At 71.2% G+C, this 25,722-nt stretch carries 26 protein-coding genes; 13 read left to right on the top strand and 13 right to left on the bottom strand.

Annotated elements, in window-relative coordinates:
• Nucleotides 1-75 precede the first annotated feature (75 nt).
• The 3 genes from H4696_RS40485 to H4696_RS40475 all read left to right on the top strand — a co-directional run bounded on the left by H4696_RS40485 (nucleotide 76) and on the right by H4696_RS40475 (nucleotide 2,080).
• Nucleotides 76-519 carry a DUF4307 domain-containing protein gene (locus H4696_RS40485; protein WP_086857441.1) on the top strand — a complete coding sequence of 148 codons (444 nt, stop codon included), beginning with the start codon at nucleotides 76-78 and terminating at the stop codon, nucleotides 517-519.
• Between the two features lie 195 nt (nucleotides 520-714).
• The gene (greA, locus tag H4696_RS40480) at nucleotides 715-1,218 is read left to right on the top strand and encodes a transcription elongation factor GreA (RefSeq protein WP_086857442.1); all 504 of its coding nucleotides are present in this window, start codon (nucleotides 715-717) and stop codon (nucleotides 1,216-1,218) included.
• A gap of 49 nt (nucleotides 1,219-1,267) precedes the next feature.
• A complete protein-coding gene (locus H4696_RS40475) occupies nucleotides 1,268-2,080 on the top strand; it encodes an MBL fold metallo-hydrolase (protein WP_086857443.1) in 813 nt (270 codons plus the stop codon).
• A 31-nt stretch (nucleotides 2,081-2,111) separates the two neighbouring features.
• Here H4696_RS40475 and H4696_RS40470 read toward each other — a convergent pair whose 3' ends face one another.
• On the bottom strand, nucleotides 2,112-2,585 hold the full coding sequence (locus H4696_RS40470; RefSeq protein ID WP_086857444.1) for an Lrp/AsnC family transcriptional regulator: 474 nt from the start codon (nucleotides 2,583-2,585) through the stop codon (nucleotides 2,112-2,114).
• 109 nt (nucleotides 2,586-2,694) lie between these two features.
• Between H4696_RS40470 and hppD the strand changes: the two genes are divergently transcribed.
• The 6 genes from hppD to H4696_RS40440 all read left to right on the top strand — a co-directional run bounded on the left by hppD (nucleotide 2,695) and on the right by H4696_RS40440 (nucleotide 10,592).
• Nucleotides 2,695-3,894, top strand: a complete 1,200-nt coding sequence (hppD, locus tag H4696_RS40465; protein ID WP_086857445.1) for a 4-hydroxyphenylpyruvate dioxygenase — start codon at nucleotides 2,695-2,697, stop codon at nucleotides 3,892-3,894.
• Between the two features lie 122 nt (nucleotides 3,895-4,016).
• Nucleotides 4,017-4,571, top strand: coding sequence for a YbaB/EbfC family nucleoid-associated protein (locus H4696_RS40460; RefSeq protein ID WP_086857446.1), 555 nt, complete (start codon nucleotides 4,017-4,019; stop codon nucleotides 4,569-4,571).
• A 10-nt stretch (nucleotides 4,572-4,581) separates the two neighbouring features.
• A complete protein-coding gene (locus H4696_RS40455; RefSeq protein WP_086857447.1) occupies nucleotides 4,582-4,890 on the top strand; it encodes a type VII secretion target in 309 nt (102 codons plus the stop codon).
• Nucleotides 4,890-8,894, top strand: coding sequence for a hypothetical protein (locus H4696_RS40450; protein ID WP_225955946.1), 4,005 nt, complete (start codon nucleotides 4,890-4,892; stop codon nucleotides 8,892-8,894). Before H4696_RS40455 ends, H4696_RS40450 begins: the two co-directional genes overlap by 1 nt.
• 25 nt (nucleotides 8,895-8,919) lie before the next feature.
• Nucleotides 8,920-9,744 carry a hypothetical protein gene (locus tag H4696_RS40445; RefSeq protein WP_192782800.1) on the top strand — a complete coding sequence of 275 codons (825 nt, stop codon included), beginning with the start codon at nucleotides 8,920-8,922 and terminating at the stop codon, nucleotides 9,742-9,744.
• 2 nt (nucleotides 9,745-9,746) lie between these two features.
• Nucleotides 9,747-10,592 (top strand): ferredoxin, encoded by an 846-nt coding sequence (locus tag H4696_RS40440; protein WP_086862875.1) that lies wholly within the window; start codon nucleotides 9,747-9,749, stop codon nucleotides 10,590-10,592.
• On the opposite strand, the gene ilvA is transcribed toward H4696_RS40440, so the two are convergent.
• Nucleotides 10,577-11,779 (bottom strand): threonine ammonia-lyase, encoded by a 1,203-nt coding sequence (gene ilvA, locus H4696_RS40435; RefSeq protein ID WP_086862876.1) that lies wholly within the window; start codon nucleotides 11,777-11,779, stop codon nucleotides 10,577-10,579. The two genes, H4696_RS40440 and ilvA, sit on opposite strands and share 16 nt — an antisense overlap.
• Before the next feature lie 96 nt (nucleotides 11,780-11,875).
• Between ilvA and H4696_RS40430 the strand changes: the two genes are divergently transcribed.
• Nucleotides 11,876-12,139, top strand: coding sequence for a hypothetical protein (locus tag H4696_RS40430; RefSeq protein WP_086862877.1), 264 nt, complete (start codon nucleotides 11,876-11,878; stop codon nucleotides 12,137-12,139).
• Between the two features lie 10 nt (nucleotides 12,140-12,149).
• A complete protein-coding gene (locus tag H4696_RS40425) occupies nucleotides 12,150-12,593 on the top strand; it encodes a VOC family protein (protein ID WP_086862878.1) in 444 nt (147 codons plus the stop codon).
• Between the two features lie 4 nt (nucleotides 12,594-12,597).
• On the opposite strand, the gene H4696_RS40420 is transcribed toward H4696_RS40425, so the two are convergent.
• The 8 genes from H4696_RS40420 to H4696_RS40385 all read right to left on the bottom strand — a co-directional run bounded on the left by H4696_RS40420 (nucleotide 12,598) and on the right by H4696_RS40385 (nucleotide 20,096).
• Nucleotides 12,598-13,755: a cystathionine gamma-synthase gene (locus tag H4696_RS40420; protein WP_086862879.1), complete on the bottom strand. Its 1,158-nt coding sequence runs from the start codon at nucleotides 13,753-13,755 to the stop codon at nucleotides 12,598-12,600.
• A gap of 137 nt (nucleotides 13,756-13,892) precedes the next feature.
• Nucleotides 13,893-14,333, bottom strand: coding sequence for a hypothetical protein (locus tag H4696_RS40415; RefSeq protein WP_086862880.1), 441 nt, complete (start codon nucleotides 14,331-14,333; stop codon nucleotides 13,893-13,895).
• 46 nt (nucleotides 14,334-14,379) lie between these two features.
• Nucleotides 14,380-14,775 (bottom strand): hypothetical protein, encoded by a 396-nt coding sequence (locus H4696_RS40410; protein ID WP_225955945.1) that lies wholly within the window; start codon nucleotides 14,773-14,775, stop codon nucleotides 14,380-14,382.
• Between the two features lie 375 nt (nucleotides 14,776-15,150).
• Nucleotides 15,151-16,653: a hypothetical protein gene (locus tag H4696_RS40405; protein WP_086862881.1), complete on the bottom strand. Its 1,503-nt coding sequence runs from the start codon at nucleotides 16,651-16,653 to the stop codon at nucleotides 15,151-15,153.
• 128 nt (nucleotides 16,654-16,781) lie between these two features.
• Nucleotides 16,782-18,152, bottom strand: coding sequence for a cystathionine beta-synthase (locus H4696_RS40400; protein ID WP_086862882.1), 1,371 nt, complete (start codon nucleotides 18,150-18,152; stop codon nucleotides 16,782-16,784).
• A 130-nt stretch (nucleotides 18,153-18,282) separates the two neighbouring features.
• On the bottom strand, nucleotides 18,283-18,444 hold the full coding sequence (locus tag H4696_RS40395; RefSeq protein WP_192782799.1) for a hypothetical protein: 162 nt from the start codon (nucleotides 18,442-18,444) through the stop codon (nucleotides 18,283-18,285).
• 52 nt (nucleotides 18,445-18,496) lie between these two features.
• On the bottom strand, nucleotides 18,497-19,444 hold the full coding sequence (locus H4696_RS40390) for a pentapeptide repeat-containing protein (protein WP_192782798.1): 948 nt from the start codon (nucleotides 19,442-19,444) through the stop codon (nucleotides 18,497-18,499).
• Between the two features lie 61 nt (nucleotides 19,445-19,505).
• Nucleotides 19,506-20,096: an isochorismatase family protein gene (locus H4696_RS40385; protein ID WP_086856760.1), complete on the bottom strand. Its 591-nt coding sequence runs from the start codon at nucleotides 20,094-20,096 to the stop codon at nucleotides 19,506-19,508.
• An 84-nt stretch (nucleotides 20,097-20,180) separates the two neighbouring features.
• Here H4696_RS40385 and H4696_RS40380 point away from each other — a divergent pair, with 84 nt between their 5' ends.
• The gene (locus H4696_RS40380) at nucleotides 20,181-21,173 is read left to right on the top strand and encodes a GlxA family transcriptional regulator (RefSeq protein ID WP_086856761.1); all 993 of its coding nucleotides are present in this window, start codon (nucleotides 20,181-20,183) and stop codon (nucleotides 21,171-21,173) included.
• Nucleotides 21,174-21,274: 101 nt separating this feature from the next.
• A complete protein-coding gene (locus H4696_RS40375) occupies nucleotides 21,275-22,495 on the top strand; it encodes an acetyl-CoA C-acetyltransferase (RefSeq protein WP_086856762.1) in 1,221 nt (406 codons plus the stop codon).
• Between the two features lie 48 nt (nucleotides 22,496-22,543).
• Here H4696_RS40375 and H4696_RS40370 read toward each other — a convergent pair whose 3' ends face one another.
• The 3 genes from H4696_RS40370 to H4696_RS40360 form a co-directional block, all read right to left on the bottom strand.
• Nucleotides 22,544-23,812: a YeeE/YedE family protein gene (locus H4696_RS40370; protein WP_086856763.1), complete on the bottom strand. Its 1,269-nt coding sequence runs from the start codon at nucleotides 23,810-23,812 to the stop codon at nucleotides 22,544-22,546.
• A gap of 75 nt (nucleotides 23,813-23,887) precedes the next feature.
• Nucleotides 23,888-24,583 carry an LppU/SCO3897 family protein gene (locus H4696_RS40365; RefSeq protein ID WP_086856764.1) on the bottom strand — a complete coding sequence of 232 codons (696 nt, stop codon included), beginning with the start codon at nucleotides 24,581-24,583 and terminating at the stop codon, nucleotides 23,888-23,890.
• 194 nt (nucleotides 24,584-24,777) lie between these two features.
• Nucleotides 24,778-25,611 carry a Bax inhibitor-1/YccA family protein gene (locus tag H4696_RS40360; protein WP_086856765.1) on the bottom strand — a complete coding sequence of 278 codons (834 nt, stop codon included), beginning with the start codon at nucleotides 25,609-25,611 and terminating at the stop codon, nucleotides 24,778-24,780.
• Nucleotides 25,612-25,722: the final 111 nt, after the last annotated feature.

Raw genomic sequence — 25,722 nt, 5'->3', positions numbered from 1 at the left:
GGGCGGATACTCGAAGCCGTACCCGCCCCACCATTGTCCCCGCGGGTACGACAAGAACGAGCAGGAGGCCCCGCGTTGGCAGGCGGACCGGCGGAAACGGCAGCGCCCGTGCTGCCCGAAGGCCGGTACGGCACGCGGGGGGCCACGCCGTCGCGGCGGTGGCGCCGCTGGCTCTTCCTCGCCGTCGCCCTGCTGGTCAGCGGCGTGATCGCGTGGGTCGCGTACGTCAACCTCGGTGCCGCTCCGATCGACGCCGAGCGCGTCGCGTTCAAGGCCGAACCGGGCAACGCGATGGAAATCACCATCAACGTGACGCGGGACGACGACAGCAAGCCGGGCGTCTGCATCGTGCGGGCCCGCGACAAGACCGGCGCCGAGAGCGGCCGCAAAGAGCTCTTGATCCCCGCCGGCGCGAAGTACAGCAGGATGAGCACCACGATCAGGAGCATCGGCGAGCCGGTGACCGCCGACGTGTACGGCTGCTCGTACGACATACCACGGTATCTGTCAACCCCATAGCGGCCAACGGGGTGAACCGCGCGCCCAACGCCCGGGGCCAGCGGAATTAACGGGCGTCGACCTGTCGCGCCGTGATAGTCTGACCCCTCAGCACGGCCCACGACGGGCCGTGTTTTTCCTTTATCTCAGCCACGCGGGCAACTACGCCCGTGTGGGCCGGCTTGAACACGCAAGCCTGGCAGGCCCGACGAGGAGATGGTGACCGTGAGCGACACCAAGGTGACCTGGCTGACCCAGGATGCCTACGACCGGCTCAAGCACGAGCTCGACGAAATGATCGAGAATCGTCCGGTCATCGCCGCGCGCATCAACGACAGCCGCGAAGAGGGCGACCTCAAGGAGAACGGCGGCTACCACGCCGCCCGTGAGGAACAGGGCCAGGCCGAGGCGCGCATCCGGCACCTGCAGGAGCTGCTGCGCTCGGCCAAGGTCGGCGAAGCGCCCGCGAACGACGGCACCGCCGGCCCGGGCAAGGTTCTCACCGTCCGTTACGAGGGCGACGACGAGGACGAGAAGTTCCTCCTCGCCACCCGCGAAGAAGGCGCCGAGGGCGAACTCGACGTGTACTCCCCGGAGTCGCCGCTGGGCAAGGCCCTGCTCGGCGCCAAGGAGGGCGAGTCCCGCGAGTACGAGCTGCCCAACGGCAAGCTGCAGAAGGTCACCCTCGTCAAGGCGGTTCCCTACACCGACGCCAAATAGCCCCGGCTAGCGTGTCCTCCCAGGATCCACATTCTGGGAGGACACAGCCGTGAGCACCGAACCGATCTGCCTGGCGTGCGGAATGCAGTACGCCACCGTCCGTGACGACTGCCCGGTCTGCGAGGACGAACGCCAGTACGTCCCGCGGTCCGGGCAGCAGTGGACGAACCTTTCTTCGCTCCGCGAAAGCGGCACGTACACGCCGCGGATCGAAGAGCAGGGCCGCGGCATCATCGGCGTCGGCTCGAACCCGGGCTTCGCGATCGGCGAACGCGCGTTGCTGGTGCAGGCGCGCTCGGGCAACTTCCTCTGGGACTGCGCGGCGTACCTCGACGACGCACTGGTGGCCCAGGTCCGCGACCTGGGCGGGATCACCGGCATCGCGATCAGCCACCCGCACTACTACACGACGATGGTGGAGTGGGCGCACGCGTTCGACGTGCCGATCTACCTGCACGAAGGCGACCAGGAGTGGATCGGCAGGCCCGATCCGGCGGTCAAGCTGTGGTCCGGCACGACCCTCGACGTCGCCGACGACCTGCGCCTGATCAACCTCGGCGTGCACTTCACCGGCGGCACGGTCCTGCACTGGCCGGACGGCGAGGACGGGCAGGGCGCGCTGCTGTCCGGCGACATCGTGCAGGTCATCCCGGACCGGACGCACGTCGGCTTCATGTACAGCTACCCGAACCTGATCCCGGAGCGCCCGCACGTCGTTCGCCGGGCGGCGGAGCTGCTGGCGGGGTACCGGTTCGAGGCGATCTACGGCGCCTGGTGGGACGCGATCGTGCGCACCGACGGGTACGAGGTCGTCCAGCGGTCGGCCCGGCGCTACCTGGCCCACGTGGCCGGCGAAGCCTGAGCCGTAGCTTTCACGTGAAAGCTACGCGGCGTCAGCCCCGCGCGGTCCGCTCCAGCAGGGGGCGGACCCGCGGCGGCACCGGCGTCGACAGCGCGATCGACGTCGACGTCCGCAGCACGTCCGGCACGCCGACCACCTCGTCGATCACCCGCTGCAGGTCGTCGTTGCCCCGCGCAACCATCCGGACGAAGAGGTCGCCCTGCCCGGTCGTCGCGTGGACCTCGCAGACCTCGTCGATCGCCGACAGCGCCTTCGCCACCTCCGCGCGGCGGCCCTGGGCGATCTCCAGCCACGCGAACGCCGTCAGGCCGTAGCCCATCGCCGCCAGGTCCAGTTCCGGCGGGAAGCCGCCCAGGATGCCGCGCTCGGTCAGGCGGTCGAGCCGCGCCTGGACCGTGCCGCGCGCGACCCCCAGCCGGCGCGCGCACTCCAGCACGCCGAGACGCGGCGAGTCGGTGAGCAACAGCAGCAGTCGCGCATCCAGCGCATCGAGGTTCTCCGGCATGCACAGATTGTCCATGATGACGGCCGATTCGCGGCGAACACTCGGCAGATTGCCCAGTGAAAACAGAGACCATTGCACATCTTGACTCGCAGGCGTGATCCTTCGGGGTATGACCCAGACTGCCGAACCCCAGAGCGGCCTCGACGACGTCAGCTACGACCAGCTGCGTCAGCTCGTCGGGCTTGTCGACCACGACGCCTCGACCGACCCGTTCCCGGTCAAGGCCATGGACGCGGTGGTGTTCATCGCGGGCAACGCCACCCAGACGGCCTGGTACTACCAGATCGCCTTCGGGATGCAGCTCGTCGCGTACTCGGGCCCCGAGACCGGCGACTTCGAGCGCAAGTCCTACGTCCTGAAGTCCGGCTCGGCCCGGTTCGTCATCACCGGCGGCGTGAAGCCGGACTCGCCGCTGCTCGACCACCACCGCAAGCACGGCGACGGCGTCATCGACCTGGCGCTCGAGACCACCGACGTCGACAAGTGCGTCGAGCACGCCCGTTCGCAGGGCGCGACCATCCTCGAGGAGCCGCACGACGTCTCCGACGAGCACGGCACCGTGCGCGTCGCCGCGATCGCGACGTATGGCGAGACCCGCCACTCGCTGGTCGACCGGTCGCGCTACAAGGGTGTCTACCTGCCCGGCTACGAGCCGCGCGAGAGCACGATCAAGCGGCCCGAGGGCGCGCCGAAGCGGCTGTTCCAGGCCGTCGACCACTGCGTCGGCAACGTCGAGCTCGGCAAGATGGACTACTGGGTCGACTGGTACCACCGCGTCATGGGCTTCGTGAACATGGCGGAGTTCGTCGGCGACGACATCGCGACCGAGTACTCGGCGCTGATGAGCAAGGTCGTCTCGAACGGCAACCACCGGGTCAAGTTCCCGCTGAACGAGCCCGCCGTGGCGAAGAAGAAGTCGCAGATCGACGAGTACCTCGAGTTCTACGACGGTGCGGGCTGCCAGCACATCGCGCTGGCCACCAACGACATCATCGCGACGGTCACCGCGATGCGCGCCGCCGGCGTCGAGTTCCTGGACACCCCGGACTCCTACTACGACGACCCCGAGCTGCGCGCCCGGATCGGCGAGGTCCGCGTGTCGATCGAGACGCTCAAGGAGCACAGCATCCTGGTCGACCGCGACGAGGACGGCTACCTGCTGCAGATCTTCACGAAGCCGATCGGCGACCGCCCGACCGTCTTCTACGAGCTGATCGAGCGCCACGGTTCGCTGGGCTTCGGCAAGGGCAACTTCAAGGCCCTGTTCGAGGCGATCGAGCGCGAGCAGGAGCGCCGCGGCAACCTCTGACACATCTCGGCGAAGGCCACCGTGGGAGACCTCCGGGTCCCCTATGGTGGCTTTTGGCGTTTCCCGGGAACCGCGCGCGGCCCGGTTCCGTCAGTGTGGTGGAGCAGAGAGAAGGGGCCGGGATGCCGGACAGCATCGACGCCAGCGACGCGATGATCGACAACTGGACCAAGCGGCTCGAGGAGAACGCCGTGCGGTACCAGGCGCTGGCCGATCGCGTGCAGGGCCAGTCGGTCACCGAGCGGTCGAAGGACGGGACCGTCCAGGTGACCGTCGATTCGCGCGGGCTGCTGAAGAACCTCGTCATCGCCGAAGCCGCGGCGGGCAAGCGGATGGCCGAGGTGTCGGCGCAGGTGATGCAGCTGGTGCAGCGCGCGCAGGCGCGGATCCCGGAGCTGCTGCAGCAGGCCATGGCGGAGACCACGGGCACCGGCGACCAGGCCGCCGCGGAAATCGTGCGCGAGGCGCAGAGCACCTTCCCGGAGCCGCCGCCGGAGCCGGAACCCGCGTTCCCGGAGCCCGACCGCGTCCGCCGGTTCCTGCCGGAGGACAACGAGGAGCAGCCACCGGCGCCGCCGCGCACCCCGCCGCCGCCGCCCGCGCCGCCGCAACCACCGCGGCGCCGCCGTCCGGTGGACGACGATGACGACGATTTCGGCGGACCGATCCTTTCCTGAGGGGGAACCGATGACGGATGTGGAACTCAGCACCGACCTGACGGCGCACGCCCACCAGCTCGACGCCATCGGTGACGGGTTGCAGCAGGCCGTCGACGCGGCGAACCAGGTCAGCATGCCGACGGACGCGTACGGCATCCTCTGCCAGCCGTTCCGGATGATGCTGGACCCGGTCGAGCAGTACGGCATCGACGCGCTGAAGGACGCGGTCGAAGCAATGACGGCGGTGTCCGGCAAGGTCCGCGAAGCCGCGGCGGCGTACCACAAGTACGAAACCGGCGTCGCCGACGACCTGAACAAGTCCGCCGGCGGCGCGTGATGCCGGAGGGGAATCCGCTCGTCGCGGACTCGAAGCAGGACCCGGACGGCCCGGGCGCGTTCACCGCCGGCAACGGCGACTACGGCTGGGCCGGCGGCATCGGCATCGCCGAATCCTCCATGGACGCCTTCAACGGCATCAAAGACGGCGACTGGGTCTCCGGCGGCCTCGGCATGCTCTCCCTCGCCGGAGAAATCGCCGGCGCCGCGATCGACCCGTTCGGGTACCTGATGTCCTCGGTCGCGTCGTTCCTGATGGAACACGTGCAGCCGTTGAAGGACATGCTCGACTCCGTCGCCGGCAACCCGCCGGTCATCCAGTCCTACGCCGACACCTGGGGCAACGTCTCCAAAGCATTGGGCGAACGCAAAACCGATTTCGACAACGCGGTCAAGAACGGCACCACCGGCTGGACCGGCGCGGGCGCGGACGCCTACCGCAAGTTCGCCGCGGAACATTCGGAGGCGCTGTCGGGGGCGGCGACGGTGGCCGGGGCGATCAGCACGGTCACGATGATCATGGGCCAGGTCGTGTCGTTCGTCCGCGAAACGGTCCGGCAGCTGATCGCCGACCTGGTCGGGAAACTGATCGCGTGGGTGATGGAGGAGGTCTTCTCCCTCGGGTTCGGCACCCCGGTGGTGGTCGCGCAGGCGTCGGCGGCGATCGCCAAGTGGGGGAAGAAGATCGGGGAGCTGCTCAAGAAGCTCACCGACACCATCCGGAAAGTGTCGCCGCTGCTGTCGAAGCTGGTCGACGTCTTCGAGAAGATCGCGAAGGTGTTCGGGAAGGTCCTGGGCAAGGTCTCCGGCCTGGACGGGCTGAAGGTCAAGGAAGGCGGCTTCGTCCACAAGATCCCCAAGGGCGAAGGTGGCGGGGTTCATGCCCGGGCCCACGGCGACTCCCCGGACGGGGACGGCTCGTCCGGTGGGGACGGTTCCCACTCCGGTGAGGGGGACGGGTCGCGGGGTGAGTCGGGCGAATCTGGTCGCGCGGACGGGGATTCGCCGAGTTCGGACCCGATGAACACCGATTCCACACCGGATGGAGGGTCCCGCCGCGGCTCGGGCCGGGACGGGGACAGCTCCCCCTCCCACACCGGGGACGAGGCACCGGACGGCAGCCCCTCGGCCGCACGCTCCGACGATGGTGCGCCCACCCACAGCGGGGACAGCAGTTCCTCGCCGACTCGCGGCAGCGATGGCGCGCCGTCGGACAGCGGTCCCGCGCCGACTCGATCGCCGTCCCACACGGGCGATGCGAGCCCGTCGGCGACCCGCAGCAGCGAGCCCTCGCACGGCGGGGACAGCAGCCCGTCGCCCACCCGCGGCAGCGACAGCACACCGTCGCACACCGGGGACAGCACGCCGTCGCGGGCGAGCGACAGCAGCCCCTCACCCACCCGCGGGAGCGACGGCACGCCCTCCCACACAGGCGATTCCAGCCCCTCGCCGACCCGGGGCAGCGACAGCACACCGTCGCACACCGGGGACAACACCCCCGCCCGGGCCAGCGACAGCAGCCCCGCACCGACGCGCAGCAGCGAACCCGCCCACACCGGCGGGGACTCCAGCCCGTCACCGATACGAGGCAGCGACAGCACTCCCACCCACTCCGGCTCCTCGCCCGCCGCACGAACCGACGGCCCCGGCTCCCACGCCGGCACCGACACCCCCAGCAGCGCCGCGCCTCCCCGCGCCGACGGCACCACCTCCGCCAGCGGCACCGCCCCCACCACACCCCGCACCACCGACCCCGGCAGCGTGCCCGCACCCCGCGGCGCCGACACCTCCGGTGTCCCGCCGCAGGGCGGGGCCCCCATGGCCGGGGGAATGCCACCCGGTGGCACACCCGCCGCCGGCGGCGGTGGCGGGCTTGGCGGAGGCTCCCCGCGCACCAGCGGCGGGGGCTGGACCGGTACCCCCGGCAGCCCCGGCGCGCACGTCGACGCACCCGGACGTCCCCGCCCCGGCACCGACCTGCCCGCCGGTCGGCCTCGCACGCCCGAGACACCCGCCCCGGCCGCCCGCGGCGGCTACGGGCCCGGCACCCACGCACCCGACACCCCCGGCGCCCGCACGCCGGGCGCCGGCACCCCGGCCACCCGGCCCGGCACCCCCGGCCCCACCGGCAACAACCCCGGCACCCACCACCCCGACGGCACCGGCCACACCCCCGACGGCCACAGCCCGCACGACAACAACCCCAGCCACCACGACCCCGCCGACCCCGACGGCACCACCCCCCACCACGACCCCCTCACCCCCGACGAAATCAACACCCGACACGCCGAACACACCCCCGCCGGCACCTCCTACCACGCCGGCGACCCCCACATGGGCGACCTCCCCCACCGCGTCCAACCCGACCCCCACGGCCGCTACACCGTCGACGTCCACGTCACACCCGACGGGCACGCACGCATCGGCGACCGCCTCTACACCCCCGAACAATTCGCCGACGTCCTCCGCCGCAACGCCGACTACGACGGCCGCCCCATCCGCCTCATCGGCTGCGACGCCTCCTCCAACGACTTCGCCCACCGCCTCTCCCGCGAACTCGACACCGAAGTCCTCGCCCCCACCCGACCCGCCTGGACCGACTCCCACGGCCGCGTCTTCTCCTCCGACTACGAAATCGGACCCGACGGCCGCATGCGACCCCGGATCCCGCCGGACGGCGAATGGAACACCCACCACCCCGACGGCTCCACCCACCGGGCCGGCGAGGACGGGTTCGCGCCGGACAGCCACCACGGGGACGCGCACGACGTCGACGTCGACGCCGACAGCGCGGTCGCGCGGGGCAAGGACCACCCGGACATGCGGGACCTCGACGAGGGCTGGCGGGAACCGGAGTTCAAGCGCCACGAGGACGTCACGCTCGGGCGGAACGAGCGGTTCTTCGACCCGGCGAACCCGCGGCACCTCGAACCGAACACGCGCTACGAGATCACCGATCCGGACGGGCGGTTCACGCGCGTCTACACGAACGGCGAGACCCCGCCGCGGATCACGCACATCGACGCGGACGTGCCGAACACCCGGGTCGGGAACAGCAGCGTCGAGGTCGGGAACCCCGACACCTCGCACCTGCACGGCGACGTCGACTACCGGGTCAACACCGGCGAGGGGCAGTTCGAGTTCCACACCGACGCGGACGGCCGTCCCGAGCTGGACATCGACCACTTCGACCCGCCGATGACGCCGCCGCCCGTCGAACGCCGGATCACCGGTTACGACCCGAGTCACAACGGCGACGGGCCGTTCGGCGCCACGCCGCCGGAGGACCTCAAGCCGAACAGCCGGTACGAGATCTACTCGACGGCGCCCGACGGCACCGAACAGTGGCACGGCACCTTCTACACCAGCGGCGACAACCCGCCGGAGTTCACGCACATCAAGACGTGGCACGACAACGAGCGCGGCATGATCAACCCGGAGACGGGTGACCAGCACACGATGCACGACCAGCACGCCGGCCGGCCCGACGGCATGCCGGTGCGCGGCGCCAAGTACGAGATCGGCGCCGACAACATGCACTACCACGTCGACGAGCACGGGAACGCCGCCGTTTCCTGGGAGCCGGACTACTCCAGCCCGGCGACGAAACGGGTCGGCCTCGGCCCGCAGGAACGCACCGGCCACGTCGGGCTGGAAGACCACCCGGGCAGCACCGTCAACCGCGGCGGGCACACCGCCGACCACCGATCGGGTGGGCTGCAGGGCCGGATGGGCATGGTTCCCCAGCTCTACGAGCAGAACCACAGCGTCGGCAACCCGGACAACTGGCGGCAGATGGAGATCGACCGCCAGACGTTCGAGCGGGGCGGGGGCGACCACGGCACGACCCGCGTCTACGCCGACGCGCCGTCGACCGGGGAGACGCCCGACCGGCTGCACGTGATGTCCGAGAGAATCCACCCCGACGGCACCCGCACGTACAACTACAGGAGCTTCCCGAATGTCCCGAACCCAGCCCCCGTGGTACCCCCCACCCGGACCTGACCTCCGGGAGGCGGACGAGGACCAGGTGGTCCGCTGGATCGGCGGCTGGCTCATGGACGCCGCTCCCGAAGGCTGGCGGCGGATCGACATGACCGTCCGGCTGACCGCGGCGGTCGAGGAGATCGCGCTGGCCGTCGTGATGCCGGACGGCGCGGCCGCGCGCATGGAGCCGCCGCCCGACGTCAGCCCGCTGCTGTTCGAGTTGCGGAACAAGAAGTACATGCGCGACCGCGGCACCTGGCTGTCGCTGCGGCTGGTCATCGAGCCGGACGGCGAGTACCGCGTCTCCTACAATTTCGACCTCGACCCGCTGTGGGACCCGCCGCTCGAAGCCGACGTCTGGCACCAGGACTTCGAGGCCTACTTCCGCGACGCGGAGTGGACGCCCGCCTGGTACCGGGAGGGCATCAAGGGCGAGCCCGCCGGGGAGCGGCCCCCCGACGAGCCCAACGCACTGCTAAAGAACGTCGCCGACTACCTGAAGTTCACCCTCCCAGCGGGCTGGGACTACGTCCAGCTGCAGTACCGGGCGCTGGGCGACCACGAGGAGTCCGGCGCGGTCGTCCACTCGATCACCGGCACCGTCTACCCGTGGACCCCGCCGGACCAGGTGCTCGACCTGCTCCGCCGCCACCGCGCCGCCTCGCTGTCCGACGGCCGGGGCACGTGGGTGAGCCTGAAGTACGAAATGAAGTTCCCCGACTCGGTCAAGGCGCAGTTCAACGCGACCGAGGACCCGGGCTTCCGGGAGCGTCCGCCCGCCGGGGCGTTCGCCGAAGAACTGCGGCGCTACCCGCGATCGGAGCGGCGCACGCCTGACTGGCTGCGCCAAGGCGCCGAAGGAGCCTGACCATGACCCAGCCACCGGGGCCGCTGCGCCCGGACCAGCAGCAGGAGATCGTCCGCCAGATCGGCGCGGCGCTCACCGCGTCGACGCCGCCGGGCTGGCGGCAGCTGCGGATCGAGTACCGGGCCGCGGGCCGGCACGTCGAGGCCGACCTGCTGGTGACCGGCCCGGACGGGCGGCCCCGCGTGGCGCAGCCGCCGCCGGAGGCCGTGCGGCTGCTCGGCGTGCTGCGGTCGGGCATGTACCAGCCCGGCTTCGGTACTTGGCTGGGCGCGATCCTCGTGTTCGAACCCGGGCAGGCCCCCGACGTCGACTTCGTGCGGCCGGACCTCGAACCGCCGTTCCGGCAGCAGCCGCCGCCGATCGGGTTCCAGGACGAGCTGCGGTTCTTCCCGCGTGCGGACGAGCACATCCCGGGCTGGCTCCGGGACAAAGCCGGGCTGACACCGCCACCGGGTGACGGCGAGGTGCGCACCCCGCGCATCTACGACGGCCTAGACGCCTCCGGGCGCCCGCTCATCCGGCGCCAGCCGCTCCTGCCCGCCGAGATCGAGCGGGTGCTCGCGTACCTCGACGCGGCGCCGGTGATCCTGGCGTCCCGCAGCAACGGGCCGGACGCGTTCGCGCCCGACCGCGCGGACGCGGTGCCGATGAACTTCCGCACCGACGGCGTCTGGGCGTGGCCCGGCGCGGTCGCGTACTACCTGCGCGAGCACGGCGTGCCACCGGACCCGGAGCTGGTCGCCCACATCCGGGCCCGGCGCTTCACCGCGCCCGCGGAGGTGCCGGAAGCCGCGAAGGACCTCGCGCTCACCGCGATCACCGGCGAGCAGCCTCAGACGACGGTGTAACCGGCGTCCGCCAGCGCGCGCTCGACGTCCTTGCAGTGCTCGGGACCGCGGGTCTCCAGCGCCAGTTCGACGTCGGCCTCGCCGAGGTCGAGCGTGCCGGAGATGCGCGAGTGCTCGACGTCGAGCACGTTCGCGCCGAGTTCGCTGACGCAGGACAGCACGCCGACCAGGGAACCGGGGCGGTCGGGGACGCGCAGGCGGAGCCGCAGGTAGCGGCCGCCCGCGGTCATGCCGTGCTGGATGATCTGCAGGAGCAGCACCGGGTCGACGTTGCCGCCGGAGAGGATCGCGACGACCGGCGGCTCGAAGGCGCCGACGTGCTGCAGCAGTGCCGCGACGGGCGCCGCGCCGGCCGGCTCGACCACCAGCTTCCGCCGCTCCAGGCAGAGCAGCACCGCGCGGGACAGGGACTGCTCGGACACCGTCACGACGTCGTCGACCAGCGACTCGACGTGCGCGAAGCTGACCAGGCCCGGCTCGCCGACGGCGATCCCGTCGGCCATGGTCGAGGTCTGGCCCAGCCGCACCGGCGCGCCCGCGGCCAGCGAAGGCGGGTACGCGGCGGCCTCCTCGGCCTGGACGCCGACGACGCGGACGTCCGGGCGCAGCGCCTTGACCGCCGAGGCGACCCCGCCGACCAGCCCGCCGCCGCCGGTGGCGACCAGGACGGTCTTCACGCCCGGCACCTGCTCGAGGATCTCGAGGCCGACCGTGCCCTGGCCGGCGATGACGTCCGGGTGGTCGAAGGGGTGGATGAACACCGCGCCGGTCCGCTCGCCGAACTCGATCGCGGCCCGGAGCGTCTCCTCCAGGAGCGCGCCGTGGAGGTGGACGTCGGCGCCGTACCCGCGGGTCGCGGCCAGCTTCGGCAGCGGCGCCCGCAGCGGCATGAAGACGGTGGACTTGGCGCCGAGCAGCGACGACGCCAGCGCGACGCCCTGCGCGTGGTTGCCGGCGCTCGCCGCGACGACGCCGCGCTCGCGCTCGGCCGGGGTCAGGCCGGCGATGCGGGTGTAGGCGCCGCGGATCTTGAACGAACCTGTGCGCTGCAGGTTTTCACACTTCAGGTGGACCGGGCCGCCGTGGAGTTTGCGCAGGTCGCGCGCGTGCTCCATCGGTGTCACCCGGGTTACTCCTTTTAGGAGCTCCCGGGCGGCTTGGATACGCTCGAGGGTGACGAGTTCCATGGGCCGGACTATGCCACTCAGGAGATCCACAGGTTGACCGGACCAGGAGCCGGGTACCCTGGATCCCGTCAACACGCGGTAAACAGGGAGCAACTCATGGCACGGGGGAACGACGCTCGACGGGCTCGCGCCACCCGGTCCGCCGGGCTGGTCCCGCTCGTGATCGGGCTGGCCTCGGCCGCGGCGCTCACCGGAGCCGCGTACATCACGGTGGACAACGCCTCGTGCGGCTCGCCGGCCCAGTACATCCGCCACGACAGCCACGTCGAGCTGGTCGGTGGCTGCGTCGACGGCTCGAAGCTGCCGGCCACGGGCAACCAGCAGGCCGGCGGCGTGGTGCACGGCAACTACAACCCCTGAGGAACCCCCGTTGGCGCTCAAGCGGATGGACAACGTCCTCATCGTCGTCGAAGACCTGGACGCCGTCATCGCGTTCTTCGTCGAGCTCGGCATGCGGCTCGAAGGCAAGGGCCCGCTCGAAGGGCGCTTCGCCGAACGCGTGATCGGCCTCGAGGACGTCAAGCAGGACATCGCCATGCTGCGGATGCCGGACGGCAACGGCGGCATCGAGCTGGCGCAGTTCCACCAGCCCAAGGCCGTCGTCCCCGAGCCGAAGATCGCGCCGTCGAACACGCTGGGCTACCGCCGCATCATGTTCGCGCTCGACGAGAACCTCGACGACGTCCTCGAACGCCTGCGCCCGCACGGCGCCGAGCTCGTGGGCGAGATCGAGCCGTACGGGGGCATCTTCCGGCTGTGCTACGTCCGCGGTCCCGAAGGGATCGTCGTCGGGCTCGCCGAAGAGCTGAACTGACCGCTCAGTCCAGCGCCGCCAGCAGGTCGGCGACCAGGTCGCGGCCGTCTTCGATGCCCACCGAGAGGCGCAGGAGGTCGGCCGGGACCTGCAGGGTCGAGCCCGCCGTGCTCGCGTGCGTCATCTTGCCCGGGTGCTCGATCAGCGACTCGATGCCGCCGAGCGACTCCGCGAGGATGAAGAGCTTGGTGCGCGAAGCGACTTCCAGCGCCGCCTGCTCGCCGTCCGCGTGGCTGAACGAGACCATGCCGCCGAAGCGGCGCATCTGCTTCGCCGCGACCTCGTGGCCCGGGTGCTCCGGCAGGCCCGGGTAGTAGACCTTGGCCACCTTCGGGTGGTTGACCAGCGCCTGCACGATGCGCTCGGCGTTGTCGCTGTGCCGCTCCATGCGCAGGGCCAGCGTCTTGATGCCGCGCAGGGTCAGCCAGGCGTCGAACGGGCCGGGCACCGCGCCCGCGGAGTTGCGGAGGAAGAAGAACTGCTCGCGCAGCTCGTCCTCGTTCGTGACGATCGCGCCGCCGACGACGTCGGAGTGCCCGCCGAGGTACTTCGTCGTCGAGTGCAGGACGATGTCCGCGCCCAGGGCGAGCGGGTTCTGCAGGTACGGCGTCGCGAAGGTGTTGTCGACGACCAGCCGGGCGCCGGCGTCGTGCGCCACCCCGGCCAGCCCCGCGATGTCGGCGATGCCGAGCATCGGGTTGGTCGGCGACTCGCACCAGATCAGCTTCGTCTCGGGGCGGATCGCCGCGCGCACCTCGTCGAGGTCGGCCAGGTTCGCGACGGTGTGCTCGACGCCCCAGAGGCTGAGCACCTTGTCGATCAGCCGGAACGTGCCGCCGTACGCGTCGTTGCCGAGCACGAGGTGGTCGCCGGGGCGGAGGGTACTGCGCAGCACCACGTCGGACGCGGCCATGCCGGAGGCGAAGGCCAGCGCGTGCCGGCCGCCTTCCAGCGAGGCCAGCGCCTCCTCCAGCGCCGAACGGGTCGGGTTCGCGGTGCGCGAGTACTCGTAGTCGCCCTCGCGGGTCCCGCCCACGCCGTCCTGCGCGTAGGTCGAGGTCTGGTAGATCGGCACGATCACCGCGCCGGTGCGGGGGTCGGGCTTCTGCCCCGCGTGAATCGCGCGGGTCTCGAAGCCCAGTTCGGAGTAGTCGTCCACCATCTGTTCAGCGTAAGGCCTGGCGTGAACATTCCCGTCAGGTGGGATGGGTCTCAGTGTCACCGGCGAGTCGGCCCGCGGCCAGGTCAGCGGTTTCGCCGCGATCGACATCGCCGGGTGGAAGTCCGCACGCCCGGAGATCAGGCCGCCGCGACCCCGACCCAGCGGGCGGCGGGCCGGGAAGCGGCCAGCGCCAGGGTGGTGATCGACGGCGGCAGCACCAGCGCGAGCGCCGCCAGCCCGCCCGCGGCCAGGTCGCCGGGGCCGCCGAGATCGACCACCGCGAGACCGGTGGCCGCCAGTACCAGCGACGTCAGCGTCGCGAGCAGCGCCGCCGAGCTGCCGGCCACGCAGCCGATCCGGCCGACCGGGTGGCGGCGCAGCAGCAGGACACCGCCGGGGAGCAGGGCCGAGGCGAGGACGGCGTCGACCGCCGCGTGGAGGCCGACGCGGGCCGCGTCGGCCGGGAAGCGGACCAGCGTGACGACGTCCAGCACGAGCCCGGCCGCGTAGACCAGGCCGCCGAACAGGGCCAGCGCCGCCGCGGCGAGCGCCGTGCGGCCTTCGGTGGAGGTGGGCACGGCTGCCGAGGATACGGCTGGTTACCGTACGTCGCGAAGGCGGACCTCACCAGCTCCGTGACGACGACGGGTACGCGCCCAGACCGGCCATGACGGGCAGCGCGGCGCGGTAGCGCAGGTACCGGAACGTCGGCGGCAGGAAGGCCAGGACCAGCACGAGCACCGAGAGCGTGGCGAGGCCGACGCGGTCGACCATGGCGAGGCCGCCGTGGGTGAACATCGCGTCGGCGAAGCGGCCGAGCGGCACGCCCATCGACAGCGGCTCGATGAGCAGCGCCCCGATGGCCAGCAGCGCGCCGACGCCGAGCAGGACCGCGCCCGCCGTCGCGCGGAACAGCGTCGAGAGCGATCCGAGGAGCAGGACGAGCCCGGCTAGGAGGTAGCCCGCGAAGTCCGCGAGCACCAGACCCGGCAGCGCGCCGAGGCTGAATTCGGCCGGCATGTCGAGGAAGATCTTGACCGGTACGTATCCCGCGGCGACCGCGGCCGGAATACCGAGCAGGCCGGCGAGTACCGCCGTTACTCCGGATGGCCGAGTCGATGAATACGAATGCGAGCGCGCTACCGGATAGCCGGTCACAAGTCCCCCATCAGGCAAGCCCAAGTACGTCGGCGCTCACCTTAGACCGGAATGGGGGAAGCAGTCCGGAATCGGAACCGAATTCGGCCGGACGGCGGAACCCAAGATCATTATTGTGCGGTAGCGGCGGAAATCATGTCACGCGACCTTTGTCCTTTTCGGACAATTGCGAATGGGGCCGTCAATGCAGCGTGCCCCGGAGCCGAATGGGCTCCGGGGCACGAAAGGGAGATCAGTTCACCACTGCTGCGGCGGCTGGCCGGGCTGGCCGAACCCGCCGCTCGGCGGGCCCTGCTGGCCCGGCGGCTGGCCGTAGCCCTGCGGCGGCTGGCCCGGCTGCTGCGGGTAGCCGTGCGGCGGCTGGCCCGGCTGGCCGTAGCCACCCTGCTGCGGCGGCTGGCCCGGCTGCGGGAAGCCCCCGCTCGACGGCTGCGGGAACCCGCCGCTGGACGGGTTGGGGCCGCCCGGCTGGCCGTAGCCCGGGGGCGGGCCGTAACCCTGCGGCGGCTGGCCGTAGCCCTGCGGCGGCGGACCGGGCTGGCCCGGCTGGCCGAAGCCGCCCTGCTGCTGCGGGCCGCCGAAGCCTTGCGGCGGACCGCCGAAGCCCTGCGGCCCGGCCGGCGCGGCACCGCCGCCACCGCCGAGGCCGACGAACTGCGCGGTCCCCGGGATGAGGCCGAGCACACCCGCGATGAGGATGAGCACGCCGAGGATCAGCGGCGGGAGCCCGAGGCCGAAGGTGTCCTTGGCGGACGCCGAAACCTGCGCCAGCGCCTCGGCCTTCGGCGTCATGCCGATCTTGAGCAGCAGCGCGAACAGCGTGAGCAGCGCACCGCCCGCGACGACCACGATCGGAACGATCTTCTTGAGGCCGCCCAGTTTGCCCGCGAGCGCCAGGCCGACGCCGCCGGCCAGGGAGAGCAGCGAGCCCACCAGGATCATGATCACGTAGAACCACACCGTGCCCGGGCCGATGATGCCCAGCCGGTCGAGGACGTCCTTGATCGCTTCCTGGCTCGGCGCGCTGTCGAAGAGCTTCGAGTAGTCGCTCGCGTCGCCCATGTAGCCGAAGGAGATGATCAGCGCGATCAGGCCCAGCACCGCGACGACGCCGCCGGCGATGTAGCCGAACAGCGCGTTGCCGCCGCCGGCCGGAGCGGCCCCGAACGGCTGCGGCTGCCCGCCGAAGCCGGGCTGCTGCGGGCCGCCGAACCCGGGGGCGCCGAAGCCCTGCGGGGGCTGGCCCGGCTGGCCGAAGCCACCCGGCTGCTGCCCGAACCCGCCCGGCTGACCGGGCTGGCCGAAGCCACCCTGCTGCTCGTGCTGGCCGAACCCGCCCGGCTGCTGGCCGAACGCGGCGGCCGGGTTGTCGGCCGCGCTCGGCGGCGGGGTGTACGGGATCCCCTGCGGCTGGGAGCCCGGCGGGACCAGCTGGGTGGAGTCCGCGCCCGGGGCGTCGCCGCCGCCGACCGGGTTCACCATCTGGGTCGCGTTCGCGTCGACCGGTGGCATCGCCTGGGTCGCGCCCGCGCCGCCGTCACCCGGCTGGGCAGGCTGGACGACCTGGGTCGGCTCCGGCGTCTCCCCGAACGGGGAACCGCCCTGGTGCTGGGCGGGCTGGACGACCTGGGTCGGTTCCGGGCTGCCGAACGGGTCCTGCTGCGGCTGGGGGCCACTCGGCGGACCCTGAGGTGGCTGGCCGCCACCCCACGGCTGGTTCGGTGGCTGCGGTGCACTCATGTGGGTCTTGAACCCCCTTGACGATGACGCGAAAGTGTTCTACTCGCGCCCACGCTATCGGATCACCCGGCAGGGCGCTCGTAACGCCCCTGCCGGGTTCACCGATTAAGACACTTCTCAGGCAGTGTTCAACGCCCGGCCAGGAAGCCCAGGAGGTCGTGCCGGGTGACCACGCCCGCGGGCTTGCCGTCGATCAGCACGAGGGCACCGTCGGCGCTCTCGAGCGCGGTCATCGCGGAGCCCACCTGCTCGCCGCCGCCGATCGTCGGCAACGGCGGTGACATGTGCCGGTCGAGCCGGTCGGCCAGCTGCGCCTTGCCGGTGAACAGCGCGTCGAGCAGGTCGCGCTCGTTGACCGCGCCGACGACCTCGGCGGCCATCACCGGCGGCTCCGCGCTGACCACCGGCATCTGGCTGACGCCGAACTCGGCCAGGATCGCGATGGCCTCGGCGACCGTCTCGTTCGGGTGCGAGTGCACGAGGTTCGGCAGCGAGCCGCTCTTCTTGGTGAGCACGTCGGCGACCGTCGCGCCGGAGGAGTCGGGCGGCAGGAAGCCGTAGGAGGACATCCAGGTGTCGTTGAACACCTTGGTCAGGTAGCCGCGGCCGCCGTCGGGCAGCAGCACGACGACGACGTCGTCCTCGGTGAGCCGCTCGGCGAGCTTGAGCGCGGCCGCGACGGCCATCCCGCAGGAGCCGCCGACGAGCAGGCCCTCTTCCAGCGCGAGGCGCCGGGTGATCTGGAACGAATCGGCGTCGGAGACCGGGATGATCTCGTCGGCGATGTTGCGGTCGTAGGTGTCCGGCCAGAAGTCCTCGCCGACGCCCTCGACCAGGTACGGCCGGCCGCTGCCGCCGGAGTAGACCGAGCCCTCCGGGTCGGCGCCGACCACCTGCACGCGGCCGTCGCTGACCTCCTTGAGGTACTTGCCGGTGCCGGAGATGGTGCCGCCGGTGCCGACGCCCGCGACGAAGTGCGTGATCTTCCCGTCGGTCTGCTTCCACAGCTCGGGGCCGGTGGAGAGGTAGTGGCTCTCCGGGTTCTGCGCGTTGGCGTACTGGTTGGGCTTCCAGGCGCCGTCGATCTCGCGGACCAGGCGGTCGGAGACGTTGTAGTAGGAGTCGGGGTGCTCGGGCGCGACCGCCGTCGGGCACACCACGACGCGGGCGCCGTACGCCTTGAGCACGTTGCGCTTGTCTTCGCTGACCTTGTCCGGGCAGACGAACACGCACTGGTAGCCCTTGCGCTGCGCGACCATGGCGAGGCCGACGCCGGTGTTCCCGGACGTCGGTTCCACGATCGTGCCGCCCGGGCGCAGTTCGCCGGAGGCTTCGGCGGCTTCGATCATGCGCAGCGCGATGCGGTCCTTGACCGAGCCACCCGGGTTCAGGTACTCGACCTTGGCCAGCACGAGCGGCTTGAGCCCCTTGGTCAACGAGTTCAGCTTGACCAGCGGGGTGTTGCCCACGAGGTCTGCGATGTGCTCTGCGTACTCCACAACCGCCACCCTAAACGGCCGACCGGTGGCGTTGTCCACCTCACGCGCGATCGGGGTCCCGGGGGCCTCCGGGTGCGCGTCGGTGATGCCAGGCAGCTGCAGCGAGGTCGGACCGCCCGGCGAGGACTCCTCAGGCGGCCACCAAGCCGCTCGTCCACACCGGTTCCGGCCCGAGGGCCGCCGCACGCTGAGCCGTCATCCCGTCCCGGAGGATCCGCCCGGCGCCGATCGGCACGCGGCAGCCCGTCCGCAAAACCAGGGACGCCCAGAAGGCGGCCCGACCCGTAATCATCGCCAGTTCACCTCCCGTGTCGTGGAACGGCGACTTCACTGAGTACACGATCCTATCGGCCGGCCGGTTGCCCCGGAACATCCTTTCGTGTCAATTCCGCCCAGCCCGGCCGGTCGGCGATCGGCCGTTCTTCCCAGCCCGGCGGCCAGGTCCGGGGAAATCCCCGTTGCGCGGTCGCGCCCGTGAGCCGCGCGGCCGACTTGGTGCCGAAATCGGCCGGACCTGCGAAAACTGCACCGTTGAAGGAGTCGCCCTCGCCGCCGAAAACGGTTCTGCGGAAATCCGCGTGGTCGTTGAACTCGGCATTGTTGAAGTCCGCTTTGGTACGGAATTCGGTGCTGCGGAACGTGGCCAGTTCGAAGAACGTCGTGCCGTAGCAGACGATCGACCGGATCGAGCAGTGCGTGAGCGTCAGCCCGACGAGCTTCGCCCCGGAGAAGTCGAGGTCGATGTCGGGCCAGAAGCCGTCGTTCGGCGTCTCGGGCTTGCCGGGCCGCAGGTGCAGCATGAGGATGCGCTGCGCGGCCTTGCGGACCTGCAGCTCCTCGAGGGTTTCGTCGCCGGGCTCGAACGGCATCCGCAGGTAGGCGCAGAGGACGTTGACGATCGTCTGCCGGTGCTCGGCGTACCCGCCGGCGAGCCGTTCGAGCGCGTAGAGCCCGGCGAGCCGCACCGGCGCCTTGTCGCTGCCGAGCTGGTCGGCGGCCTTGGCGTAGATCTCGGTGACCCGCCGCTCGGTGGCGTCGTGGTCCTTCTGCACCAGGTCGAGCTCGGCGGACCGCTGCCGCCGCGCGGCGAGCAGCAGCGCGGCGGCGCCCCCGGTCCCGACGACGATGTTGGCGGCGGTCTTGAGCGCTTCCAGGCGCGCGGAGTCCTCCGGACGGCCGCCGCCCAGCAGGCTGAGCAGCAAGGTGGCCGACAGCGCGGCGAGCACCAGGAGCCCGGCGCCCCACAGCAGGATCGTCCTGGTCCGCAGCACGCGCTCGAGTTCGTTCGACACGGGGCCCGATCCTGCCAGTCACCGGGCGGTCGCACACCGGATTCGGGCGACCCCGGCCCGGCTACCGCAGATCGGCCACGCTCGGCACGATCACGCCGTACAGGTCGGCGATCGTCGCCAGCGCGCTGTGGTGCAGCTGCTCGGCCGTCACCGCCGCCACCGCGGTCGCCAGCGGCCGGGTCGCGCACGCCTCCGCCACCACCGTCGGGGTGTTGCCGCGCAGGAACGCGCCCTCGGCGGTGAACGTGACGCACATGTTGGTCATGAAGCCGACGACGACCACGTTCTCGTTCCCGGCGGCGTCGACCCGCTCACCCAGATCGGTGCCCACGAAGGCGTTCGGCGCGGCCTTGACGACCACCGGCTCACCCTCGGCCGGGGCGACGTCCGGGTGGATGCCGCCGATGTCCGCCCGGATGTCGTACGCGCTGCCCGCGCCACCGTCGTGGACGACGTGGATCACCTTCGCGCCGGCCGCCCTGGCGCGGGCGAGCAGGTCCTTGGCGGCGGTCAGCGCGGGCCGCCACCCGTCCAGCTCCATCACTCCCCGGGTGTAGGTGTTCTGGTAGTCGACCAGGATCAGCGTCGACCCGGCCAGTGCGGCGGGGGTCCGGTCGAGCCCGTTCAGCTCCCGCAGCGTCGTCCTCGGCATGGTTGTCCTTCCACTTTGTCGGTACCACCGACGCTAAAGTCGGCGGAGCGTGTCGGCAATGACATGCGAGACGCAGAAACCGACATGGAGCGGAGCACCGTGGAACGGCTGATCGTCGTGGTCCTCTTCGCCGGGGTCGACCTGCTCGACGTGACCGGCCCGGCCGAGGTTTTCTCGCTGCTGCAACGGGAACTGGACCGCCCGTCCGGCTACCGCGTCGTCCTCGCGGCCGGGGCGGCGGACCCGGTGACCACGTCCGCCGGCGTGCGCGTACTGCCGGACACCACTTTCGGGGAGCTGGCCGGCCGGGCGATCGACACACTGGTCGTGCCGGGAGCGGTCACCGTCGGGGAGAACCGGCAGATCGTCGCCGAGTGCGATCCCGCCGTGGTCGAGGCCGTCCGCGGGCTGGCCGGGCGCGCGCGGCGGGTGGCCTCCGTCTGCGTCGGGGCGCACGTGCTCGCGGCGGCCGGGCTGCTCGAAGGCAAGCGCGCCACCACGCACTGGTCCACCGCCCCGCAGCTCGCCGAGGAACACCCGGGGGTCGCGGTCGACGCCGACCCGATCTTCATCCGCGACGGCGAAGTGTGGACCGGGGCCGGCCTGACCGCCTGCCCCGACCTCGCGCTGGCGCTGGTGGAGGACGACTTCGGCCCGGAGCCGGCGTCGCGCGTCGCCCGTCAGCTCGTCATGTTCCTCCGCCGGCCCGGCGGGCAGAGCCAGTTCAGCGTGTCCCTCGAACCGGCGTCCGCGACGCGGCGGGTCGAGGAGCTGCGCCACCACATCGCCACCCACCTCGCCGAGCCGCTGACGGTCGCCGACCTGGCCGCCCGCGCCCACCTCACCGACCGGCAGGTCACGCGCGTGTTCAAGGCGGAGCTGGGCATGACGCCCGCCGCGTACGTCGAGCACGCCCGGGTCGAAGCGGCCCGGCAACGGCTGGAAACCACGGACGACACGCTCTCCCGCGTCGCCACGACCTGCGGTTTCGGCACGGTGTCCACGCTGACCCGGTCGTTCCGCCGCCGGCTGACCACGACACCGGGCGAGTACCGCGACCGGTTCCGGATCCGGTAGCCCCCGGCAAGCTCACACCGGCTTCGACTTTGCGCGCCGCGCTCCGCGCGGCACTATGTGAGCAACCGCTTAGTGACCGTCGATACGAGGATGTGTCCGTCATGCCCGAAGCCGTCATCGTCTCCGCCGCGCGCTCGCCCATCGGGCGCGCCAACAAGGGCTCGCTGGTCAGCATGCGGCCCGACGACCTGACCGTGCAGATGGTCCAGGCCGCGCTGGCCAAGGTGCCGCAGCTGGACCCCGCCGACATCGACGACCTGATGCTCGGCTGCGGCCTGCCCGGTGGCGAGTCCGGATTCAACATGGGCCGCGCGGTCGCCGTCGAGCTGGGCTACGACCACCTGCCCGGCTGCACCATCACCCGGTACTGCTCCTCCAGCTTGCAGACGACCCGGATGGCCTTCCACGCGATCAAGGCCGGCGAGGGCGACGTCTTCATCTCGGCCGGTGTCGAGACCGTGTCCCGGTTCTCGAAGGGCAGCTCGGACTCCTGGCCCGACACCCACAACCCGCTCTTCGCCGACGCCGAAGGGCGCACCCAGGCGACCGCGGAGTCCGGCACCGACACCTGGACCGACCCGCGTGCCGAGGGGAACCTCCCGGACGTCTACATCGCGATGGGCCAGACCGCGGAGAACCTCGCGCGGCTCAAGGGCGTTTCCCGCGAGGAGATGGACGAGTTCGGCGTCCGCTCGCAGAACCTGGCCGAGAAGGCCATCGCGGACGGCTTCTGGGCCAAGGACATCACGCCGGTGACGCTGCCGGACGGCACGGTCGTCTCGAAGGACGACGGCCCGCGCGCCGGCGTCACCCTCGATGGCGTCGCCGGGCTCAAGCCGGTCTTCCGCCCGGACGGCCGGGTCACCGCCGGCAACTGCTGCGCGCTCAACGACGGGGCCGCGGCGCTGGTCATCATGTCCGACACCAAGGCGCGCGAGCTGGGCCTGACGCCGCTGGCGCGGATCGTGTCCACCGGTGTGACCGGCCTGTCGCCGGAGATCATGGGCTACGGCCCGGTCGAGGCGTCCAAGCAGGCGCTCTCGCGCGCGGGGCTGTCGATCGGCGACATCGACCTGGTCGAGATCAACGAGGCCTTCGCGGCGCAGGTCATCCCGTCCTACCAGGACCTGGGCATCGACCTGGACCGGCTGAACGTCAACGGCGGCGCGATCGCGGTCGGCCACCCGTTCGGCATGACCGGCGCCCGGATCACCTCGACGCTGATCAACTCGCTGCAGCACCACGACAAGCAGTTCGGCCTCGAGACGATGTGCGTCGGCGGCGGCCAGGGCATGGCGCTGATCATCGAGCGTCTTTCCTGATCTGACGGCGAAGGCCCCCTGCTCGCGAGCAGGGGGCCTTCGCCGTGTTCAGCAGACGCTGTCGGTCGGCACCGGGTTCGCCAGCCCGAACAGCGGGCGCAGCTTGAGGCCGAGCCAGGTGCCGCCGAGCGCGAACACGCCCCACAGCCAGCCGTGCAGGCTGCCGGTGGAGATGCCGCCGAGGTACGCGCCGATGTTGCAGCCGCCCGCCATGCGCGCGCCGACGCCCATCAGCACGCCGCCGAGGAGCGCGGCGACGGCGGTGCGCCACGGGATCGAGCTGTGGATCTTCCACGCGCCCGCTGCCGCGGCGGCCACCGCGGCGCCGATCATGATCCCGATGTCGGTCAGGCTGGTCTTGTCCTTCCAGATCGGGTTGGCCAGCGACGTCGCGTTGGACTTCTGCCGCCAGAACTCCCACGTCTCCGGGTGCAGCCCGAACACCTGCAGGATCTTCGCGCCCCACAACGAGAACGCGCTCGTGATGCCCCAGATCCCGCCGGACACCAGGAACACCGCGCCGGCCAGCACGCCCAGCACGACGGCGCCGACGAGCATCGGCCACGAGCCGCGGAACACCCGGGCGAAGCCCCGCGCGGTCGGCACGGCGTCGGTGGGCGGCGGCGTGCGGCGGCGCTGCACCGCACGGGTCGCGAAGACGATCGCGACGAGCACGGCGATCGTGATCGCCCACGAGCCGAACCAGCCGACGTGGTCGGCCAGCAGCACGCCCTTGACCTCGGGCCAGCCCGACAGCACCGGGTACGCCCAGGTGTAGAGCACCGACCCGGCGATGAAGCCGCCGAGGGTCAGCACGATCGCCGACTGGCCGGACCCGACCGCGAACAGCGTGCCGGACGCGCACGCGCCGCCGAGCTGCATGCCGATCGCGAAGAGCGTCGCGCCGACGAAGAGGGCGAGGCCGAGCGCGCCCGCCGTCGGCGCCGGCTTGCTGCCGAAGAGCCCGCTGCCGGTGCCCGCGATCAGCGCGATGAGCGTCGCGGCGGTGCCGAGCAGGAGGGTGTGCGCCCGCAGGCCCTGGCCGTTGCCGACGGCGATGAGCTGGCGCCAGGCCGACGTGAACCCGAACCGCGAGTGGAACAGCGCGAGCCCGAGGCCGAGACCGAGCAGCAGCAGGACGCCGAACTTGGCGCCGTAGCTCGCCCAGACGTAGGCGGTCAGGCCGGCCGCGAGCACGCCGGCGACGGCCAGCGGGACCACGCGGACAGGCTCCTCGGGCCGCGGCACGGGCGCCGCGCAGGAGGTCGGGAAATCGAGGAACTTCTTTTCACCGGCTGGGGATTCGGTCGTCGCCACCCGGTGAAGTTAGATCCGGTGATCGATTCACCGCAGCTCGTCGCACAGTGTGGGACGAGCCGCGGTGAGCCGGAGCTATTCGTTCGTCTTGACGCACATCGTCGTCGCGGGCTCCGGGTAGACGGCCACGCGCGTGGCCTCCGTGCCCTCGCAGAGGTTCTTGTCCGCCTGGCCCGAGACGACCTTCACCAGTTCGCCGTCCTTGGTCGGGTCGGTGCAGGTGACCTTCACGTAACCCTTGGTCGTGGACGTGAAGTTCGCGAGGCAGTCGCCCTGCTTCGCGTTGATCATCAGGCACAGCTTGTACGAGCTGCGGCCGCTGACCGAGTAGGTGTCGTAGCCGGCGTCGGAGCCGCCCGGGCAGTTGTCGGACGCGCTGTCGAGCTTGGCGGCGATCTTGACGTTGGCCTTCGGGTCGTTGCAGTCCGCCTTCGCCGGGTCGTCCCCGCCCCGGGTGAACTCGGTGATCGTGAGGCAGTCACCGGCGTTGGAGCTGGCCGGCGAGTTGGCGAACGACACGATCCCCACGACGACGGCGACGATCACGATGACGCCGAGGACGCCGAACTTGATGAAGGTGCCGGCCTTCGACTTCTTCGGCACCGGCGGCGCGGGCGGGAAGCCCTGCTGGCCCGGCGGGAACTGGCCGGGCGGGAACTGCCCGGGCGGCGGGCCGTACTGGCCGGGCTGGCCCTGCGGCGGCGTGCCGGGCTGGCCGTACTGCTGCGGGTGGCCGCCGGGAGGCGGACCGTAGGGATCGGGCTGACCCACCGGCTGCTGGCCCCCGGGGGCCGGAGGGGGAACGCTCACTGTGAACCTCACACATGTGAAATGAAGAACTGACCGGCACATCAAACACGCAGGGTGAGCACGATCCGCAGCGGGGTCCCCGAAAGCATGAATTACCCACAGAAAAGGCGCCCCGTTGATTACGGAGCGCCTTCACTGTGAGACTGTGAGCCAAGTTACTCGCGGAGGTACGACAGCAGCCGCAGGATCTCCAGGTACAGCCAGACCAGCGTGGTCATCAGGCCGAACGCGGTGTACCAGGCCCACTTCGACGGCATGCCCTCGCGGATCATCCGGTCGGCCTGGTCGAAGTCGAGCAGGAAGCTGAACGCCGCGATGCCGATGCAGACGAGGCTGAAGATGATCGCGATCGGGCCGCCGTCGCGCAGCGGGTTGAAGCCGAAGAACAGCGAGCTGATCAGGTTGAACAGCATCAGGATCGCGACACCCACGACGGCGCCGACGATCCACTTGGTCAGCTTCGGCGTCACCTTGACCGCGCCGGTCTTGTAGACCACCAGCATGCCGATGAAGACACCCGCGGTGCCGATGATCGCCTGCAGCGCGATGCCCGGGTAGATCACCTCGAACACGCCGCTCAGCGCACCGAGGAACAGGCCTTCGGCGGCGGAGTAGACGAGCGTCAGCGGGCCGCTCGGCTTCTGCCGGAAAATAATCACCAGCGAGATGACGAGCCCGACGATCAGGCCGCCGATCATCGCGCCGATGAGGGCGCCGGAGAGCCGGCCCGTCTCGGCCAGCGAGGTCTGGGCCCAGATCGCGGTGACGATCCCGACGAGCAGCGCGACGCCGAGGCTCATGCCGGTCTTGACGACGACGTCGTCCACCGTCATGGGGCGGTCGCCTTCGCCGGAGGCGGCCTGGCCGGGGCCGTAGCCGGGCACGCCGCCCTGGGGTTGGTTGAAGCCCACCGGGGGCCCGTACTGCCCGTAAGTCTGGGTTCCGCCGTGGGGCAGGTTGCGGAACGCCGGGTTGCTACTGGAACGCACCTGATCCTCCTGGATCTGCTGCTTTGTGGATCGACGCTGCATCGGGTTCAACGACCGCCGGGGACGTGCGGTTCCCGTCGAGTAAAGACGACTTTACTCGACCGCGGGCCC

It is taken from the genome of Amycolatopsis lexingtonensis (assembly GCF_014873755.1).
Taxonomy (GTDB): domain Bacteria; phylum Actinomycetota; class Actinomycetes; order Mycobacteriales; family Pseudonocardiaceae; genus Amycolatopsis; species Amycolatopsis lexingtonensis.
Note: the sequence above shows the minus strand (reverse complement) of the source record. Positions and strands in the feature narration are given on the sequence as shown.